This is a genomic window from Rossellomorea sp. NS-SX7, assembly GCF_052828565.1.
In genome coordinates this window covers 2967760-2985706 of sequence record NZ_CM128249.1, presented here as the reverse complement: position 1 = coordinate 2985706, position 17947 = coordinate 2967760, and the positions used below count along the sequence as shown (strand labels likewise).

Annotated in this window: 20 protein-coding genes; 16 read left to right on the top strand and 4 right to left on the bottom strand. The window is 42.8% G+C overall.

Going from position 1 to position 17947, the window contains the following annotated elements:
- Positions 1 to 277 precede the first annotated feature (277 nt).
- The 6 genes from thpR to ACUXV2_RS14880 all read left to right on the top strand — a co-directional run bounded on the left by thpR (position 278) and on the right by ACUXV2_RS14880 (position 5922).
- A complete protein-coding gene (thpR, locus tag ACUXV2_RS14905; protein ID WP_446243968.1) occupies positions 278 to 844 on the top strand; it encodes an RNA 2',3'-cyclic phosphodiesterase in 567 nt (188 codons plus the stop codon).
- Positions 845 to 870: 26 nt separating this feature from the next.
- Entirely contained in the window at positions 871 to 1848 is a 978-nt protein-coding gene (locus ACUXV2_RS14900; protein ID WP_446243967.1) for a nuclease-related domain-containing protein, read from the top strand.
- Positions 1845 to 2255, top strand: a complete 411-nt coding sequence (locus ACUXV2_RS14895; protein WP_446243966.1) for a diacylglycerol/lipid kinase family protein — start codon at positions 1845 to 1847, stop codon at positions 2253 to 2255. Before ACUXV2_RS14900 ends, ACUXV2_RS14895 begins: the two co-directional genes overlap by 4 nt.
- A gap of 6 nt (positions 2256 to 2261) precedes the next feature.
- A complete protein-coding gene (locus ACUXV2_RS14890) occupies positions 2262 to 2798 on the top strand; it encodes a diacylglycerol/lipid kinase family protein (protein ID WP_446243965.1) in 537 nt (178 codons plus the stop codon).
- On the top strand, positions 2792 to 4939 hold the full coding sequence (pulA, locus tag ACUXV2_RS14885) for a type I pullulanase (protein ID WP_446243964.1): 2148 nt from the start codon (positions 2792 to 2794) through the stop codon (positions 4937 to 4939). The genes ACUXV2_RS14890 and pulA overlap by 7 nt, the downstream gene beginning before the upstream one ends.
- 209 nt (positions 4940 to 5148) lie before the next feature.
- Positions 5149 to 5922: a phosphotransferase gene (locus tag ACUXV2_RS14880; protein WP_446243963.1), complete on the top strand. Its 774-nt coding sequence runs from the start codon at positions 5149 to 5151 to the stop codon at positions 5920 to 5922.
- On the opposite strand, the gene ACUXV2_RS14875 is transcribed toward ACUXV2_RS14880, so the two are convergent.
- Positions 5923 to 6201, bottom strand: a complete 279-nt coding sequence (locus ACUXV2_RS14875) for a YtzH-like family protein (protein WP_446243962.1) — start codon at positions 6199 to 6201, stop codon at positions 5923 to 5925.
- 549 nt (positions 6202 to 6750) lie between these two features.
- Here ACUXV2_RS14875 and trmB point away from each other — a divergent pair.
- On the top strand, positions 6751 to 7392 hold the full coding sequence (gene trmB / locus ACUXV2_RS14870; RefSeq protein WP_446243961.1) for a tRNA (guanosine(46)-N7)-methyltransferase TrmB: 642 nt from the start codon (positions 6751 to 6753) through the stop codon (positions 7390 to 7392).
- A 512-nt stretch (positions 7393 to 7904) separates the two neighbouring features.
- On the top strand, positions 7905 to 8747 hold the full coding sequence (locus tag ACUXV2_RS14865) for a YtnP family quorum-quenching lactonase (RefSeq protein WP_446247083.1): 843 nt from the start codon (positions 7905 to 7907) through the stop codon (positions 8745 to 8747).
- Between the two features lie 42 nt (positions 8748 to 8789).
- Here the strand turns inward: ACUXV2_RS14865 and ACUXV2_RS14860 are convergent, their stop codons facing one another.
- Positions 8790 to 9107, bottom strand: coding sequence for a PepSY domain-containing protein (locus tag ACUXV2_RS14860; RefSeq protein WP_446243960.1), 318 nt, complete (start codon positions 9105 to 9107; stop codon positions 8790 to 8792).
- Positions 9108 to 9274: 167 nt separating this feature from the next.
- On the opposite strand from ACUXV2_RS14860, the gene ACUXV2_RS14855 reads away from it, so the two are divergent.
- The 3 genes from ACUXV2_RS14855 to ACUXV2_RS14845 all read left to right on the top strand — a co-directional run bounded on the left by ACUXV2_RS14855 (position 9275) and on the right by ACUXV2_RS14845 (position 11456).
- On the top strand, positions 9275 to 10348 hold the full coding sequence (locus ACUXV2_RS14855; protein WP_446243959.1) for a M42 family metallopeptidase: 1074 nt from the start codon (positions 9275 to 9277) through the stop codon (positions 10346 to 10348).
- 148 nt (positions 10349 to 10496) lie between these two features.
- A complete protein-coding gene (locus ACUXV2_RS14850; protein ID WP_446243958.1) occupies positions 10497 to 11021 on the top strand; it encodes a DUF84 family protein in 525 nt (174 codons plus the stop codon).
- A 120-nt stretch (positions 11022 to 11141) separates the two neighbouring features.
- Positions 11142 to 11456: a hypothetical protein gene (locus tag ACUXV2_RS14845; RefSeq protein WP_446243957.1), complete on the top strand. Its 315-nt coding sequence runs from the start codon at positions 11142 to 11144 to the stop codon at positions 11454 to 11456.
- 86 nt (positions 11457 to 11542) lie between these two features.
- Here ACUXV2_RS14845 and ACUXV2_RS14840 read toward each other — a convergent pair whose 3' ends face one another.
- Together ACUXV2_RS14840 and ACUXV2_RS14835 are read right to left on the bottom strand one after the other, a co-directional pair.
- Positions 11543 to 13036, bottom strand: a complete 1494-nt coding sequence (locus ACUXV2_RS14840) for a peptide MFS transporter (RefSeq protein ID WP_446243956.1) — start codon at positions 13034 to 13036, stop codon at positions 11543 to 11545.
- Between the two features lie 248 nt (positions 13037 to 13284).
- Complete coding sequence (locus ACUXV2_RS14835) at positions 13285 to 13731, bottom strand: YtoQ family protein (RefSeq protein WP_446243955.1); 447 nt, start codon at positions 13729 to 13731, stop codon at positions 13285 to 13287.
- Positions 13732 to 13932: 201 nt separating this feature from the next.
- On the opposite strand from ACUXV2_RS14835, the gene ACUXV2_RS14830 reads away from it, so the two are divergent.
- The 5 genes from ACUXV2_RS14830 to ytpR all read left to right on the top strand — a co-directional run bounded on the left by ACUXV2_RS14830 (position 13933) and on the right by ytpR (position 17565).
- Positions 13933 to 14439, top strand: coding sequence for a hypothetical protein (locus tag ACUXV2_RS14830; RefSeq protein ID WP_446243954.1), 507 nt, complete (start codon positions 13933 to 13935; stop codon positions 14437 to 14439).
- Positions 14440 to 14654: 215 nt separating this feature from the next.
- The gene (locus ACUXV2_RS14825) at positions 14655 to 15689 is read left to right on the top strand and encodes a PTS transporter subunit IIC (RefSeq protein ID WP_446243953.1); all 1035 of its coding nucleotides are present in this window, start codon (positions 14655 to 14657) and stop codon (positions 15687 to 15689) included.
- A 1-nt stretch (position 15690) separates the two neighbouring features.
- Entirely contained in the window at positions 15691 to 16008 is a 318-nt protein-coding gene (locus tag ACUXV2_RS14820; RefSeq protein WP_446243952.1) for a thioredoxin family protein, read from the top strand.
- A gap of 141 nt (positions 16009 to 16149) precedes the next feature.
- The gene (locus ACUXV2_RS14815; protein WP_446243951.1) at positions 16150 to 16944 is read left to right on the top strand and encodes a DUF1444 domain-containing protein; all 795 of its coding nucleotides are present in this window, start codon (positions 16150 to 16152) and stop codon (positions 16942 to 16944) included.
- 15 nt (positions 16945 to 16959) lie between these two features.
- A complete protein-coding gene (gene ytpR / locus ACUXV2_RS14810) occupies positions 16960 to 17565 on the top strand; it encodes a YtpR family tRNA-binding protein (protein WP_446243950.1) in 606 nt (201 codons plus the stop codon).
- The last annotated feature ends 382 nt before the right edge of the window (positions 17566 to 17947 follow it).

Genomic DNA, 17947 nt, shown 5'->3' with positions numbered 1-17947 from the left:
CTTGGTCGATTTGACTTATGGCATGTGCCTCTAAGCCCTGTAGCTGGACAAGTCTCACATTGGTCACTTCTCCCGCAGGAGTCTTCGTCTTGCGCTCCAATCAACAGCTGGAATCAGCTAAGAACAATAATAAGTTTTAACATAGATTTTATTTATAGGAAAGTAGTCAGACTGTGAACCTTTTAGCCTGGGGCACGCGATTTACCTAAGCATGCTTATTCACCAGAAATAAATAAAAGCGATTTTATACAAAGCTAAACAAAAAGGATGGTATGTTATGTTAAAAACACACTATTTTTTTGCATTATCATTACCGAACGAACTGAAAAAAGAAATACATGAACTGACGGCTCCTATGAGGGAGGATGATTTTTTAAAAAAATGGGTGCATCCAGAAGACTATCATATCACTCTGGCTTTTTTAGGTAATGCTTCACAAGAAGATCTGGATGTGGCGATTGGTCATGTCACACATTCTTTACATAACCTGCAAAGTTTCCCGCTGTCACTCAAGCGGTTTGGCACATTTGGGAAAAGCGATGAACCAAGAATTTTCTGGATGGGCGTAAAGCCGTCATCGACTCTTCACCAAATTCGCGAAAAAGTATATGAAGCTTGCGAAGAAGCTGGATTTCAACTGGATTCAAGGCCGTTCACCCCCCATATTACCGTTGGGCGAAAATGGAACAAGCCTGCTGCATTTTCAAAGGAATGCCTTAATGAATTCAATCCAGCCGAAACCCCAAGTCATCGGATAAGAGAAGTCGTTTTATATAGAACACACATGGACCGTATTCCAAAGTATGAACGGATCCATACCATACAATTGAATGATCTGCCCTAAAACATTCTTGAAAGGAAGGACTCCTTATGGCGCAGCTGATTAAACTCCAAGATTATGTTTCAAGGTATGAAACGGATTTATATAGATATCCTTCCCAATTTGTACGATTAAAAAAGCAGCAATGGGAAAAAATGAAACTTCACTGGGAAAACGGAGGTATGTTTTCTTCAATCGAAAAAGAAGAAATAGAGAAAGAGAAATCATCCGTTACCAGGAAGTTCATGTCTTTTTTTAAAAAGAAGGATGATGATGAATCTGAGGAAACCGAATTTGTGACGCAGAAGGATGATGATGAAATCGAGCTTGAAATGAATTCGAACCCTGATATTGCGACGGAAGAGGAATTGAAGAAGCATTTCCTGGATTCAATCTTTGAATTTCAGTTAAGGTGGGCAAGCTCCACGATTTCAGAAAAATCCTATGTAGATAACAGCTATTACTATGATGAGCGTCTCAAGTATCTGCTCCAGCGATTTCCTGATAATACACTCGTTTTATATTATCCGGTTTTTAAAATAAAGAATGCACCCGTTGAGTTGGAGGTCCTATTGGTTACACCGACCGGTATCTGGTGTTTATCGTTCCTGGAATTCGAGGATGGGACAGCCTATATCGGATCCGGAGATCGTTTCTGGGAGAAGAAGTGGGGCAATTCGGAAACGCGGGTACTGAATCCGCTGATTTCCTTAAGAAGGATGGAACGTATCATTCAGCAAATTGTGGAATACGCCGGGATCGAATTGCCAGTCCATAAAGCTGTCATCTCGAGAAATGGATATATCGATTATCCTCAGGCCCCTGCCGGATATCAATTCATTGATAAGCGGATGCATGAAAACTGGTTCAATCAGCAGCGGTCAAACTCGTCACCGATCAAAAGTGTTCAATTGAAAGCGGCGAAATCCATTTTGAGTTATTGTCAGACGACTTCATTCAAGCGGATGCATTATCAACATGAGACGTTAAAGGGATGGAACGCAGCAGCGGAAGAGGATTCGAAATGAAGACAGTCTTTATAGTGAATCCATCTGCAAGGAACGACCATTCCCTTTCTTCCTGGAAAAAGTTTCAGAAAGAAATCACCATCCCCCACTTGATGTATGTCACCGACCACCCTGGTGATGTGAGAAAAATCATGGAGGATCTTGTCCGGAAGTATCCGGATGATACGCTATACATAATCGGAGTCGGCGGCGATGGCACGATGAACTCCATTATCTCAGGTACGGCCGGTTTTAAAAATATTTTCATCGGGTATATCCCAGGTGGAAGCGGAAATGATTTTGCCAGGGGCTATAAATGGCCAGCCAGCAGACGTGAGGCTTATAACTTGATTAAAGAAACATCATCTTCGGCACATTCGATTTCACTGGATGCAGGTCTTTTCTCTTTAGGAGGGGGGCCAAAATAATATTTTGTGAATAATATAGGTGTAGGGTTCGATGCATTGATTGCACAAAAGGCAAATGCCTCCCCATTAAAGAAAAAATTGAACCGCTGGTCATTGGGGAAGCTGATCTATCCCATTCTCCTTTGCAGGGAAACGTTCACTTTTACCCCTTTTCAGGTGACGATTGAGATTGATGGTGTGAAACAAACACTGGAAAGAGTATGGTTTATCACCATTTCAAATCAGCCTTATTTCGGGGGCGGGATGAAAATAGCCCCGGAAGCAAGTCCGAATGATGGAGAGCTGGATTTGACAATCGTGTCCGGGCTTTCGAAATGGAAGCTTTTGTTTTTGTTTATTTCCGTCTTTTTCGGAAAACATACTGAATTGAAAGAAGTCCATACATTAACAGGTAGTAATATCACAATTGGAAGCGGGGAGGGGGTTCCTGTCCATGCAGATGGCGATTTTGCAGGTGTCATCGATGAAGATAGTGAACTGAACGTCAAGATCCTTCCGGACAGCTGGAAAATGTTAAATAGAAGCAGGTGGCAGAAGTGTTAGTCATTAGTCGGCAGTACGAAGCATTCCTGGATACAATTCATACGATTACACTCATTCTTCCTTATACGTATCATGGGGGCGAGTCCAATCAATTTTCCCTTTTAAAAGACGGGAAGGTAATCCCTCTTGATTTGAAGGAGAAGATCCCTTTGGAGGATGCAATGAAATACACAGCATCCCTTTCGGAGGAACTGGAACTTGGAAAAACTTATCATATCGTTGACGAACACAATATGCAAACGGATCTTCAGGTCGGTGCAGTCATTCGTACGGAAGAATTCGACAAACGATTTTTCTATGACGGAGATGACCTCGGTGTCACCTTCGTTGGCGACTCGGCCGTATTTAAAGTGTGGTCTCCCACCTCTATTGAAGTAAAGCTGAAGTTAAAGGCACCCGATAAAGAGGAAGTCATGGAGTACACCATGGAAAGAACCGAAAATGGTGTATGGGAAATGACTGTCAGGGAAGACATTGAAGGTTATTACTATACATTCATGACTTGCATCAATTTAGTTTGGAATGAGCTTATAGACCCTTATGCGAAAGCTGTTTCTTATAATAGCGAGTGGGGGTGTGTTGTTGATGCTGACCGCATCGGACCGCAGTGTTCTTCACTTGAAGCCTTGTCATCGCCAACAGATGCTGTCATATATGAATTGAATGTACGGGACTTTTCAAGCGCCAAGGAAAGCGGGATGAAGTTCAAAGGGAAATACCTGGCATTTACGGAAAAAGAGACAGCCACACCAAATGGTTTTTCAAGCGGAATCCAATATTTGAAGGAGCTGGGTATTACTCATGTTGAACTGCTCCCCGTGAATGATTTCGATGGTGTTTCGGATGACCCTGAGGATAACCGGTACAACTGGGGATACAACCCTTTATTCTTTAATGCTCCAGAAGGCAGTTACAGTATGAAGCCCGATGACCCCGCAGAACGCATATACGAACTGAAATCTGCGATTCATTCACTGCACGAAGAAAACATAAGGGTCATTTTGGATGTAGTGTATAACCACGTATATATAAGAGAAACATCGTCTTTTGAAAAACTCGTTCCAGGATATTTTTTCCGTCATGATGAAAACGGACTGCCTTCCAATGGAACGGGTGTCGGGAATGATTTTGCCTCGGAACGTTCCATGGCGCGAAAATTCATTAAAGATTCCATCCTTTATTGGATGAAAACATATGGTGTGGATGGATTCCGATTTGATTTGATGGGGATCCTCGATGTTAAGACGATGAATGAAATCCGTGATGAAGTAAACCGTATCCTTCCTGATGCCATCATGATCGGTGAAGGGTGGGACTTGAATACACCTCTTCCTTCAAACAGAAAGGCAAATCTTAGAAATGCAAACAGTTTGTTGGGAATCGGTCAATTCAATGATCGTTTCAGGGACACGATCAAGGGGAGTACATTCAATCTCCACGATAAAGGTTTCTCTCTCGGCCACGGGAACCTGGAGGAGAAAGTGGAACAGGTGCTCTTGGGCAGCATTGGCATCATAGAAGGAGAAAGAGGCATTTTTAATGAGTCTGCTCAATCCGTCAACTATGTAGAGTCACATGATAACCATACGCTGTGGGATAAAATGCAAGCCTGTCTTGAGGAAGAGGATGAAATCCTTATGAGAAGGCAGAAGCTTGCGACCGCTATGGTGTTATTTTCACAAGGAATACCGTTCCTTCACGCAGGTCAGGAATTTTTCCGTACCAAGCATGGAATAGAGAACAGTTACAATTCCCCTGTTGAGGTGAATCAGCTTGATTGGCTGAGAAGAGAGAAGCATGAAGAGGATATTGAGTATGTCCGGGGCTTGATTGCCATCAGGAAAAGTCACGGGGCATTTCGATTCAGGAATTCCGATCTTATCAGAAAATATGCTTCTGTCCATCACCCCGCAGAAAATCTGGTAACCGTTCATTATCAGGACGTTCACCCATATGGACCATGGAATGAACTACTATTGCTTTTTCATTCAGGCACCGGTAAGACGGAGTTACGACTGCCGAAAGGAAAATCCTGGACTCTGCTTGCAGATGGGGATAAGGCGAATGTCAACGGAATATGTGAGCTGAACGGAGATTCCATGGAGGTTGAGGGGCTTTGTTCCTATTTAATGGTTCGATGACACATCGTTCCAATGCTTGACGAAATGAGAAGATGACGATAAAATCAAAAACAGATGGCTATTGATTGATCTGCCCAATAGCTGTCTTTTTTGTTTTATGAAGACTTTTCAATCGTGAAAATAAGTTTAATGAATATATAAAAATGACGATAATAAATGTAAGCATGATAAAAAAGATTATGACTAAGGACCAATAGAAGGTGAATATATTGGAACACTTATTTGACCAAGATTGGGAAATAGTCCCCGCAGGCGGTGCTACCGGAGAAGCTTTTTTTGCTCAGTATCAAGAGCAGAAGCTGTTTCTTAAACGCAACTCTTCTCCATTTGTAGCCGTATTGTCCGCAGAAGGCATTGTGCCGAAACTGGTTTGGACTAAGCGAATGGAAAATGGGGACGTTATAACAGCACAGCACTGGTTGAATGGAAGAGAATTAAATCCAGAAGAGATGAAGAATGAACGGGTAGCCAGGCTGCTCAAAAAAATCCATTCTTCCAAGCCCCTGTCCACGATGCTGGAGAGATTGGGGCAGGAACCGTTTCAACCCGAACATATGCTGACGGAAGTTGAAACTGGCCTGGAGTTCGATCTTCTATCGCTCCCGGTAGTCAGGCAAGCGTTATTATTTCTGCAAAAAGAACTGGAAGAGGTTCGGCAGGATGAATATGTGGTCTGCCACGGGGATGTCAATCATAACAACTGGCTGCTTTCCGATTTCAACCAGCTGTACCTGATTGATTGGGACGGCGCCATGATTGCCGACCCTGCTTTCGACGTAGGAATGCTGTTATACTGGTACATTCCCGAAGAAGAGTGGCCGGCATGGCTCACTCAATATGGCGTTGAGTTAACAGACAATTTAAAACTGAGAATGAAGTGGTATGTAGTGGCTCAAACGATCCTTTCCATCCAATGGCATAAAGGAAAAGGACGTTTTCATGAAATGAACCACTGGATTGAATATTTGCACAAAATCGTTTAATCAGGAGAACTGATCCATATCTGTCACCCATTGGGACAGGTTTTGTTGATTGTTCGTGATATGAGAATCAAGGTCAGAGCTGCCTGCTCCGCTTTGACTGTATTGATAAATTTCCTGCAGGACCGGCTTAATATTTTCATTAATATCAGCATTGACCATCAACGATTTGACCAATCGTTCGACTTGCTCACATTCAGATACTGAACCGCAGCAATCTGTTTGATGATTCGTTAATATATCTTTCAATAACTGCATTTGATACTGGGAGTTCAAAGGCATACCGTACACCCTTTCATATAGATCTTTCATAAAGGAATTCACGTTTAGTGTGTGGATTCCTTTTTTATTTATTCGTTTGATTTTTTGAAAAGGGTGTGGCCGCAAAATGTTGTTGCATAGAGATCTTACATCTGTTATTGTTTTTTCGGTAGAGCTGTTTTCATATGAATTGTTTATGAAAGAACGTCTTATATGAAAACAGCTTTTAAATTTAATTTATGGCTCTGTTATTTTATTGTATTAACAGAATCCAGCTATTGATTGGAGTGCAAGACGAAGACTCCTGCGGGAAAAGTGAGACAGGTGAGACTTGTCTAGCTGCGGGGCTTAGAGGCACATGTCATAAGTCAAATCGACCAAGAAGGCAAAGAACGCCTTCGTGGCCGATTCGCCTTATGCCACCCGCCTCTGAACAAAGCCCTTCCGCTTTTCTAACCCACAGGAGCGCAGCGACGAGGAGGCTCACCGGCCGCCCGCGGAAAGCGAAGTCTTGCACGGAAATCAATAGCGGTTTTCAATGGGCCAAATAAATAAATGAGGTGTCACAGCATGCGTTTAAGACATAAACCATGGGCTTCTGAAAAGATCAATGAGAATCCGCAGTATGTGGTTGCACAGCCCGAAGAGAAAAAAGGTAAATGGAATGAAGTATTTGGAAATGACAATCCGATTCATATAGAGGTTGGAACAGGAAAAGGACAATTCGTAACGGAAATGGCAAGAGCGAATCCTGATGTCAATTATATCGGAATCGAATTGTATGAAAGTGTCATCGTGACAGCATTGGATCGATTGATTGAAGCAGAGCTGCCGAATGTAAAACTATTGAACGTTGATGCGCGCGACTTAACTGAATTCTTCGCGAGTGGGGAAGTAAGCAGAGTGTATCTGAACTTCTCAGACCCTTGGCCGAAGAACCGACACGAAAAGCGTCGTCTCACTTACGAAACGTTCCTCAAGCTTTATGAGGATATCCTGATCAAACGCGGGGAAATTCACTTTAAGACGGACAACCAAGGCTTGTTCGAGTATTCATTGAAGAGTTTTTCATGGTACGGCCTGCACTTGAAGTTCCTTAGCCTGGATCTTCACAATAGCGACTTCGAAGGCAATATCATGACTGAGTACGAGGAAAAGTTCTCTGCAAAAGGCCAGCGGATCTACCGTGTGGAGGCGCAGTATCAGAATTAATAATAGTTAGAAGAAGTGTCCTGATTACATCGGGGCGCTTTTTTTGTTGGGGTGTCAGCTTGAGTGGTTGATATCTTTCAGAATGGATAGTAAAATCCTAAAAAAGTTAGTGATTTTTGAAAAAATTACATTGCTCCCTTACTTTTAGTCAGGGGTTATCAATAACATGGTGAAATGCATCCTGCCAGCAGCCCTTCAAACGATAATTGATCCACTTTCATGATAATTGCACCGGTTTTAAAATAATTGATCCACTTTCAAGATAATTGCGCTGGTTTTAAAATAATTGAGCCACTTTCAGGATAATTGCGCCGGTTTTGAAATAATTGCGCCACTTTCCAAATAATTGCGCCGATATCCCGATAATTGTGCCTCTTGTCGAATTTTCTATAGTTTAGGTTATCCTGTCCAGCGGTAGATTGAGGTACATGCCGAAGAAAAGGCTTATCTATATAAGTCGTCCATAAATTCTGATAAAATATATCTGTACGAACAAAGGAGGAATAGACATGATGGAATCATTGAAAGTTGGAGATTTAACGATCCATTGGCTGAATGGGGGCGTGACCCATATGGATGGGGGAGCGATGTTCGGAGTGGTTCCGAAACCTCTTTGGCAAAAAAAATATGCAGTCAATGAATTGAATCAAATCGAGTTGAGAACCGATCCTCTCTTTTTTCAACATCAAGGAAAAAACATCCTGATTGAATCCGGGATCGGTAAAGGGAAGTTAAATGATAAACAGAAACGTAATTATGGAGTACATGAGGAATCATCCATAGATGCATCGTTAGAGGAACTGGAATTGACCACTGAAGATATCGATATCATTTTGATGACACATATGCATTTCGATCATGCATGCGGATTGACTAAGTATGAAGGGGAAAAGCTCGTCCCGGTATTCCCGAATGCGACGATATATACATCGAAGGTCGAATGGGATGAAATGAGAGAGCCGAATATCCGCTCGCGTAATACATATTGGAAAGAAAACTGGGAAAGCATCACCCACCAGGTGGAAACGTTCGAAGGTGAAATGGAAGTGCTGCCGGGACTTCGCATGATTCATACAGGCGGCCACAGTGACGGTCATTCGATCATTGTATTGGAGAATGAGGGTGAGACGTTCATTCATATGGCGGACATCATGCCTACACATGCTCATAAAAACCCGCTCTGGGTCCTTGCTTATGACGATTATCCAATGATGTCCATTCATGCGAAGGACAAGTGGATCAACAAGGCGATTGGCAATGAGTGGTGGTTCTTGTTCTATCACGATGCCGTTTACAGGGCATTGAAATGGAATAAGGACGGAGAAATCATTGAAGAAGTGCCGAGAAGATTATAATGAAAAAAACAGGATGACGCTTTTGTCATCCTGTTTTTCATATTAATTAGATAAAGGATAAACATCGATCACCGTACCGGTATATGCATCGGCCACGAATTCATACTGTTCCAAACCGCCTTCGCTTCTGCGTGAAACCCCGCCCTTATACACTTTGGTGGACAAGGAGTGCTTTTGATAATCCTCTGGTTTCATCGCTATCCAGGACCCATCAATCTTCCCTTCTTTTTTAAACGAAAGCTTTACATCTTTTAATACTCTTTCAGCTGAAACAAAGCTTGCATCTTTCAGCTTACCGCTCAGTAATATACCGCCCGCGGCACCGATTCCAATTCCTAAAATGAAAGATTTCCAGTTCATACTTATCCCCTCCACAGCCATGATTACAAACAGGTATATAGGTACATTCTAACAAAGAATCATAAAAAAAGAGAACTGCTTTTGCCTTAATTGGTGGTAAGACGTGAGAAAGTTCTGTAAAATGAAACTATACATAACTAGATATTAAATAAAAAGGGGCAGAATAAATGAAACAAGATACATTGGATTTATTTAAGACGTTAACCGAGTTGCCTGGGGCACCTGGGAATGAACATGCCGTGCGTAAATTTATGAAGGAACAACTAGCCCAGTACTCTGACGAAGTGGTCCAGGACCGTCTTGGAGGGGTATTTGGTGTGAAAAGGGGTCAATCGGGGGATCCGACAGTCATGGTTGCCGGTCATATGGATGAGGTTGGCTTTATGGTCACTTCAATCACGGACAACGGTATGCTTCGTTTTCAAACACTTGGAGGCTGGTGGAGTCAGGTCCTCCTTGCTCAACGTGTGCAAATCATTACCGATAACGGACCTGTCACCGGTGTAATCGGAAGCATCCCGCCGCATCTCTTAGGCGAGGAACAGCGCAGGAAACCGATGGATATAAAAAATATGCTTATCGATATCGGTGCAGATAATAAAGAGAATGCACTGGAAATTGGAATCAAGCCAGGACAGCAGATCGTTCCTATTTGTCCGTTTACGCCAATGGCAAATGAAAAGAAAATCCTTGCCAAAGCATGGGATAACCGCTATGGCTGCGGCTTATCAATTGAGTTGTTAAAAGAGCTTCAAGATACCGAACTGCCGAGTACGCTTTATTCAGGTGCCACTGTGCAGGAGGAAGTTGGACTTCGCGGAGCGCAGACAGCAGCAAATATGATCAATCCGGATATTTTCTTTGCGTTAGACGCAAGCCCTGCGAATGATATGTCAGGAGATAAGAATGAGTTTGGCCAATTAGGTAAAGGGGCTCTCCTCAGAATCCTTGACCGCTCCATGGTGACGCATAAAGGAATCAGGGAATTCATCTTGGATACTGCGGAATCAAATGACATCCCATATCAATATTTTGTCTCACAAGGAGGAACGGATGCCGGAAGAGTGCACATATCCAATGAAGGTGTACCAAGTGCTGTAGTCGGGATCTGTTCACGCTATATCCACACACATGCATCAATGATCCATGTTGACGATTATGCAGCAGCCAAAGAACTTATTGTAAAGCTGGTCAAACAATGTGACCGTTCCACAATCGAAACGATCAAACGAAACGGTTAGAGGATCATTCACATTCAAATTGAGGATTTATTTGAGTTGAGAACTGTCTCCCCGGAGGCAGTTTTTTTAGGAAACAGGTTTAAAGGGATGAGGATAGGGCCGGGGTTATCTTCTTAACCATGTTTTAGCAGGAAAGAGGTATCGAAATTTGTTGAAAATAGCAATTGGGACACAGAACAAAGCAAAAGTAGAAGCAATAAAAAAAGGCTTTCGGGAGCATTATGAACATGTGAGTTTCGAATGTTTGAAAACGGAATCAAATGTAAGTGAACAGCCATTTTCTGATCAGGAAACAATTGAAGGGGCATTGAATCGTGCGAAGAACGTCTTAAGGATGACGGAAGCGGACATCGGGATTGGTCTTGAAGGAGGGGTGACGGAGTCCCTTTATGGCATGTTCCTGTGCAACTGGGGTGGGCTCGTTGATCGAAATGGCAATGAAATCATCGCCGGAGGGGCGAGAATCTCCCTGCCGGCGGAAATCGGCAGGGGATTGAGACAAGGCGGGGAACTTGGTCCTCTTATGGATGAATTCACCCAACGGACGGGAATCAGGCAAAGTGAAGGAGCAGTGGGGATTTTCACCAATGGGATCGTCACACGGGATGCAATGTTCCTTCATGTTGTCCAGTTACTGATCGGACAGTTGAAATATAGAGAAAATCAAAGCTGATAAGGGATTATTTATACATCTTCCTCCTACTTGGCCCATACCAAACCGCCAAGCTCTTCATACGATAAACTATATCAGAGTTTAGTATCTGATAATTTTTCTTTCAAGGAGGTTTGGTATATGGGTTGTAGAAATAATGACCGTGTCGGAGGACGTCGTGACGACTGTTGGGACGACCTGTTATTTGGCGGCCGCAGAAGACGGCGCCGGAGAAGAGATGACGGTGTCCTTGGAGCGGAAGATAACCGTGGAAGATGCCGCAGAAGAGATGACAATGTCCTTGGTGCACAAGACAACGGCAGAGGCTGCCGTCGCAGAAGAAATGACAATGTCCTTGGTGTAGGAGACAACCGCAGAGGATGCCGTAGAGATGGTGTCCTTGGAGCGGAAGATAATCGCAGAAGAAGACGCAGAAACTGCTGCTGGTTCTGGTAAAGGGGGAAAGGCTCCGCGTGTATGCGCGGGTCTTTTTTTTGCATAAAAAAAACCCTCTGAAATTCATCAGAGGGTCATGAACTTATTTATTTTATACCTTTCATAAACACTTGAATCTTTGGTGCAAGAAGGAAAAGGATGATACTTAATGCGATTGCAGCTCCTCCAATGGAACCAAAGTAAAGCATTTCTGAATCAGCTGAATAGAATCTTACCAGCTGTGCATTCAAGGCCTGAGCTCCGGCAGAAGCAAGGAACCAAAGACTCATTGTCTGAGCTGAGAATGCTTCAGGTGCAAGTTTGGTTGTCGCTGACAGACCTACCGGAGAAATCATCAATTCACCAAGTACTACAATGAAGTAACTTAGTACTAACCATAGCGGACTTACTAATGCATCTTCTCCTGTGAAATAACCAGGCAGCAGGATGACAAGGAATGATAGACCTGCAAATAGAAGACCAAGAGAGAATTTTTGAGGAATCGTCGGTTGACGATCGCCCAGTTTTACCCACATACCGGCAAACATCGGTGCTAAGATGATAATGAATAGCGGGTTAAGAGATTGGAACCATGCAGGTGAAATCTCAAGTCCCAAAAAGTCCAATTGAGTACGTTTATCTGCATAAGCAGCCAGGATTGTTGAACCTTGTTCCTGGATTGCCCAGAACATGACTGCAGCAATGAATAATGGAATATAGGCAATGACACGTGAACGTTCTGTTGCTGTTGTTTTAGGACTCTTGTACATGACGATGAAATAAATCGTTGGTGCCAAGATACCGAAGATTCCGACTAGATTGATAAATAGATCCAAAGTGAACCAGCCGTTAGGAATCGTAATTCCTAGTACGATGGCAACTGCAACCAATACAAGTGCAGTGATGGAACCGTATTTTTTCTTTTCAGCAGCATTAAGCGGGTTTGGCACATATGTACCAGCAAGACCCAGGCTCTTCTTCTTTGTCACCATGAAGACGACTAGTCCGAAGAACATACCGATTGCAGCAAGTGCGAATCCCCAGTGGAATCCGTAGCTTTTCATAAGAGCACCTGTTAATAGCGGTGCAAGGAAAGCTCCTAAGTTGATTCCCATATAGAAGATACTGAATGCAGCATCGCGGCGGGTATCATTTTCTGAGTACATTTCACCGACTACAGTCGATACGTTTGGTTTTAATAAACCAGTACCGATTACGATTAATACCATTGAAACGAAAAACATTGACAAGCTGCCCGGGAACGATAAAGCGATATGCCCGAACATGATCAGGATTCCTCCGTAGAAGACGGCTTTTGATGTACCGAATAATCTATCTGCCAGCCATCCTCCGATGACACCGGACATATAAACAAGTGACCCATAAATAGACATGATTGCTAAAGCTGTACCTTCTTCTAGGCCCAGGCCACCTTTTGAAACCTCGTAATACATATAGTACACAAGGATTGCGCGCATTCCGTAGTAAGAAAAGCGCTCCCAAAATTCCGTGAAGAATAGCGTGAATAGTCCCTTAGGATGTCCAAAGAATCCCTTCTGAGGAACACTATCCACAATTTTCTGTTTATTGATTGACGACATATTACAACCTCCTTAGTTCTTTTACTATAATATTTTAATATTTTCATAAAGTCAAAAAAACTTTCAAAACTAGTAATTATAGCACAAAATGTTTTTATTTTACCAAGATTATATTATTTTAGAATAGTAAGATAATTTAGGGATGATGGCAGTGTTCTGAACATGAAAAAAGCATGCCGGAGATTATTATAACGGCATGCTTCTTTTAATTTATAGATAAAATTACTGTCAGTAAAAGAATAATCTGGTTATTCCGTTTCAAATATATACGAAAGTACTTTCGTTGCTTGTTCGATTGTCGTACATGTTACATTTGCTTTATTCGACAGTTCTTTTAGGGGGTGATGCAGTTCTTCCGGGCGGATGAGGATCAGCGGTTTATTCATGGCAAGAGCTGTACTTGCATCCATCGCTGTATTCCATTGCTTATATTTTTCCCCGAATAACGCAACGACCAGATCCGATTTTTTCATGAGCAATTCGGTACGGAGGTTGTTGATGGCAGACGCAGCTTCATCACGATGGATCTTATCATGCTGTTCGCCTAGGATTTCTTCTCCGATGAAATCAGAGCGGTCATGATTTTCCATGGGTCCGACAAAGGATAATGGCAAGTCCAGCTGTTTCGATTGCTGTTTTAACTCTTCTCTCCAGCTGCTATGTATTTCCCCCGCGAGGTATACAGTAAATTCCATTCGGCATCTCTCCTTTTTTTAGTCATTTTATCATATATACCCTGTGCTGGTGTAAAGTAACCTGAATTGCCATGAAATAAAGGACTTTTCTTTTTGTAAGGGTTGTCAATGGTACTTTGTGACGGTATTATTAGCGTAGGTCCTAAGCGAGAAAAGTGAAGGCGGATGTCCGCCTGAACGCGGAAAAAGGAGGATAAGAGGATGAAAACAAAGATTTCGATCGTTTTCTTCTTTCTTGTGCTTATATTAGCTGGATGCAATACAACCATAGATGATGAAAAAGAGCAGACAGCCCAGACTGTGGAGGATACGTTCAAAAATACAGAGAAGAGCGCGAAAGAAAAAGCAGGGAACTTAAGCTTTTATCTCCCGTTTGGAGCCAAGATTGAAAAGGAATCTCCAAATAATATCATTATTTCAGAAGGCTCTGATACTTTTATTCTATTTGCTAATACCGAAGAAGATCAAAACAGTGAACTTCTATATATGATGGCAATCAGCGACGAGAAGAATATCGTGCAAAATGACACATTCAAAGATGATAATCGTTTAGGATACTATGTCATTAAAAAATTGCCGGATTCCGAAGACTATGAACTGATTGTTGGGGTGGGAGGCACTAAATTGACCACTCAATCGCATTTGGAAGATCTCTCGGATAATGCCGAAATGATGATGGAAATAGCAAGCTCTGTAAAACATAAATAACGATATCTCCCGATTTTTTACTATAACAGTAGAAAATCGGTTTTTTTTATTGGAAATGGGATGACAGGCAGCCTCTTATCCTATGAATGATTCAAGTCTCCCTTGGACAGCTTACAATTCATAGGGTTGTCCGGAAATTACATATAGACAAAAACAACATGTGTCTTTACACTAGTAAATGTGTATTCCTTATTACAGAGAAAAGGGGAATGGAAATGAAGAACTACATGGAGAGCAAAGGGGTTAAGTTCTCTGCCAAAGTTTACTTTATAGATGCTTTAAGTTATATGGCCCTTGGTCTTTTCAGCTCGCTGATTATCGGGTTGATCATCAAGACGATCGGTGAGCAGGCAGCGTTCCTGCCTATGCCGATTAATACCTTTTTCATCGATATGGGAGCCCTGGCCATCAGTCTGATGGGGCCAGCCATCGGTGTGGCCATTGCATATGGCTTGGGTGCCCCTCCGCTTGTATTATTCGCTGCCGTCGTGACGGGTGCGGCAGGTGCCTCCCTTGGGGGTCCTGCAGGTGCCTATCTGGCAGCGGTGGTGTCCACCGAAATAGGAAAACTGGTAAGTAAAACGACAAAGGTTGATATTATCGTCACTCCATTTGTGACGATTCTGGCAGGATTCTCTGTGGCATATTTTGTGGGGCCGCAAATAGGTGATTTTATGACCATGTTTGGAAGCTGGATCAGCTGGGCGACGGAACAGAGACCGATCATCATGGGTATCTTGGTGGCGGCGCTCATGGGCCTTGCTTTGACAGCGCCGATTTCGAGTGCGGCGATTGCGCTGATGCTTGATCTGAGCGGGGTGGCAGCGGGGGCTGCAACCATAGGGTGTGCCGCTCAAATGGTTGGGTTTGCTGTCATCAGCTACAGGGAAAATAAAGTAGGAGGCCTTCTGGCACAGGGAATCGGTACCTCCATGCTTCAAGTGCCGAATATTGTCCGGAACCCGCGCATTTTGCTGCCGCCTACGATTGCAGGGATGGTACTTGCACCGATTGGAACGACTCTTTGGATCATGGAGAATAATGCTGCTGGAGCGGGGATGGGAACGAGCGGACTCGTCGGTCAGATCATGACTTTTAAGACAATGGGCTTCACTTGGGATACGGCGCTGAAGGTGCTGCTGTTGCATTTTGTTGGACCTGCTTTCATCTCCCTGTTAATATCTGAATATATGCGTAAAATTGGCTGGATCAAGCCGAATCAGATGACGATAGATACAGGAGGAAAATAAGATGCGTAAACTTGAAACAATGGAAGAATTTCATGAATTGAAAAATAACGGGAAACATGTCTTTATGTTTTCGGCTGACTGGTGCCCCGACTGCCGGGTGATTGAGCCGATCCTGCCTGAAATTGAAAATGAATACAGTGAATACACCTTTTTATATGTAGACCGCGATCAATTCATCGATATCTGCATTGAACATGATATCTTTGGGATCCCGAGCTTCCTTGCATTCGATAACGGACAGGAAACCGGCCGTTTTGTAAGCAAGGATCGTAAAACAAAAGAAGAAATACAAGAGTTCATGAACAGCCTTTCTAAATAATGCAAAGGGGATATTCTTCGGGGTATCCCTTTTTCTATGGACGGATTCTTTTTGTAATATCGAGATTTTATTGTAAAATGTTAAAAGTGGCAGATTGTTTTATTTGAACGGTGAATGATGAGTATAAGAAGGAGGGGAACTATGGATATAAAAAAATTAAAAGGAATCCTTCAGGAGCGATTGGAAAAACCGAATCGCACATTTACATATGATCGGGAAAAAGATTCCCTGCGCATAGAAAATACCGAGACTAATAAAGGGATTACGGTAGCACTACCGCCCATCGTCTCAAAGTGGAAAGAAAATAATAAGTCGATCATCGATGAAGTCGTATATTATGTAGAAGAAGCGCTTAATGTCATGGGAACAAAATCTGACATGGGAAGCAAAGAGAAGAACGTGTTTCCGGTCATCCGGTCCACTTCCTTTGCAACCGAATCAAACGACGGGGTCCCGCTTGTCACAGACGAACACACAGCCGAAACCAGGATCTATTATGCAATCGATCTCGGTTCAACCTATCGTTTGATTGATGAAAACATGTTGAAAGAAGAAGGCTGGTCCCACGAGCAGATGAAAGAAACAGCTTTATTCAACGTAAGAGGGCTGCCGACGCAAATGAAAAAAGATGAGGTAGCCGGCAACATCTATTATTTCTTGAATAATAATGACGGCTACGATGCGAGCCGCATATTAAATGATGCTTTCCTTAAGAAGATCAGCGGTGATATCCAAGGTGAGATGACAGTATCCGTGCCGCACCAGGACGTGCTTGTCATAGGGGATATCCGTAATGAAACAGGCTATGATGTGCTAGCGCAGCTAACAATGAGCTTTTTCACCACGGGCAATGTCCCGATTACTGCTTTATCATTTGTCTATGAAGATGGAGAACTTGAACCGATCTTCATCCTGGCTAAAAATCGTAAAAAGTGAAGGGAGAAAACATACATGAACGTATTTTACAATCTAGAAGGAATTGGGGATACCCTAATCATCACGCTTCAACCCGGATTTGAAGGGAAAGTGGAACATGAAAGTAAAGGAGATGCTGTCCGCATCTTCGATATCGAATCCGGCAAAACAGTCGGGTATAATTTGTTCAAAGCCTCAAACTACATGAAGTTAAATGAAAATGGACAAGTTGAAATGCATGACGAAAAGCTGGAGCAAATCAATAAAGCTCTTAAGGGAAATGGATTTGAAGAGGTATTGGAAGCGGACTTCTCACCTAAATTCGTCGTAGGTTATGTATCTGAAAAAGAAAAGCATCCCAACGCAGATAAATTAAACATCTGTAAAGTGGATGTTGGCGGGGAAACCCTGCAAATCGTATGCGGCGCACCTAATGTTGACCAGGGTCAGAAAGTGGTTGTTGCGAAAGTGGGCGCAGTCATGCCGAGTGGAATGGTCATTAAAGACGCAGAGCTGCGCGGTGTCCCTTCATCCGGGATGATCTGTTCTGCAAAAGAACTCGACCTGCCGAATGCCCCGCAGGAAAAAGGGATTTTAGTGCTGGAAGACAGTTATGAAGTTGGACAGCCATATAAAGGATAAATTTACAAAAAAACAAGCCCGGAGTCGATGATAGATCACTCCGGGCTTTTTGATATGGAAAAGTGAGTAGCTTGGAGTATTAACCGTGAAAGAACTAACGGCTTAAATGGCCCGTCTGTAATCGATAATGATTCTAAGTAGTTCAATTATGCGGAAAGCGGAACAATAATTCCAAATGGGGTGCAATTAATGGAAATGCGGTGCAATTAACCTGATAACGGTGCAATTACCTTGAAACCGGAACAATTAATTTCCGCTCTACCGTCCCTCCCCCATTTCCACTATAAAAATCAATCTTTTAAATCAACTTTTAATACAAAAAGTTCAACAATGGTAGAAAAACATCATCAGAATGACTTAAATTCCTTCAAAAAGAAACCAC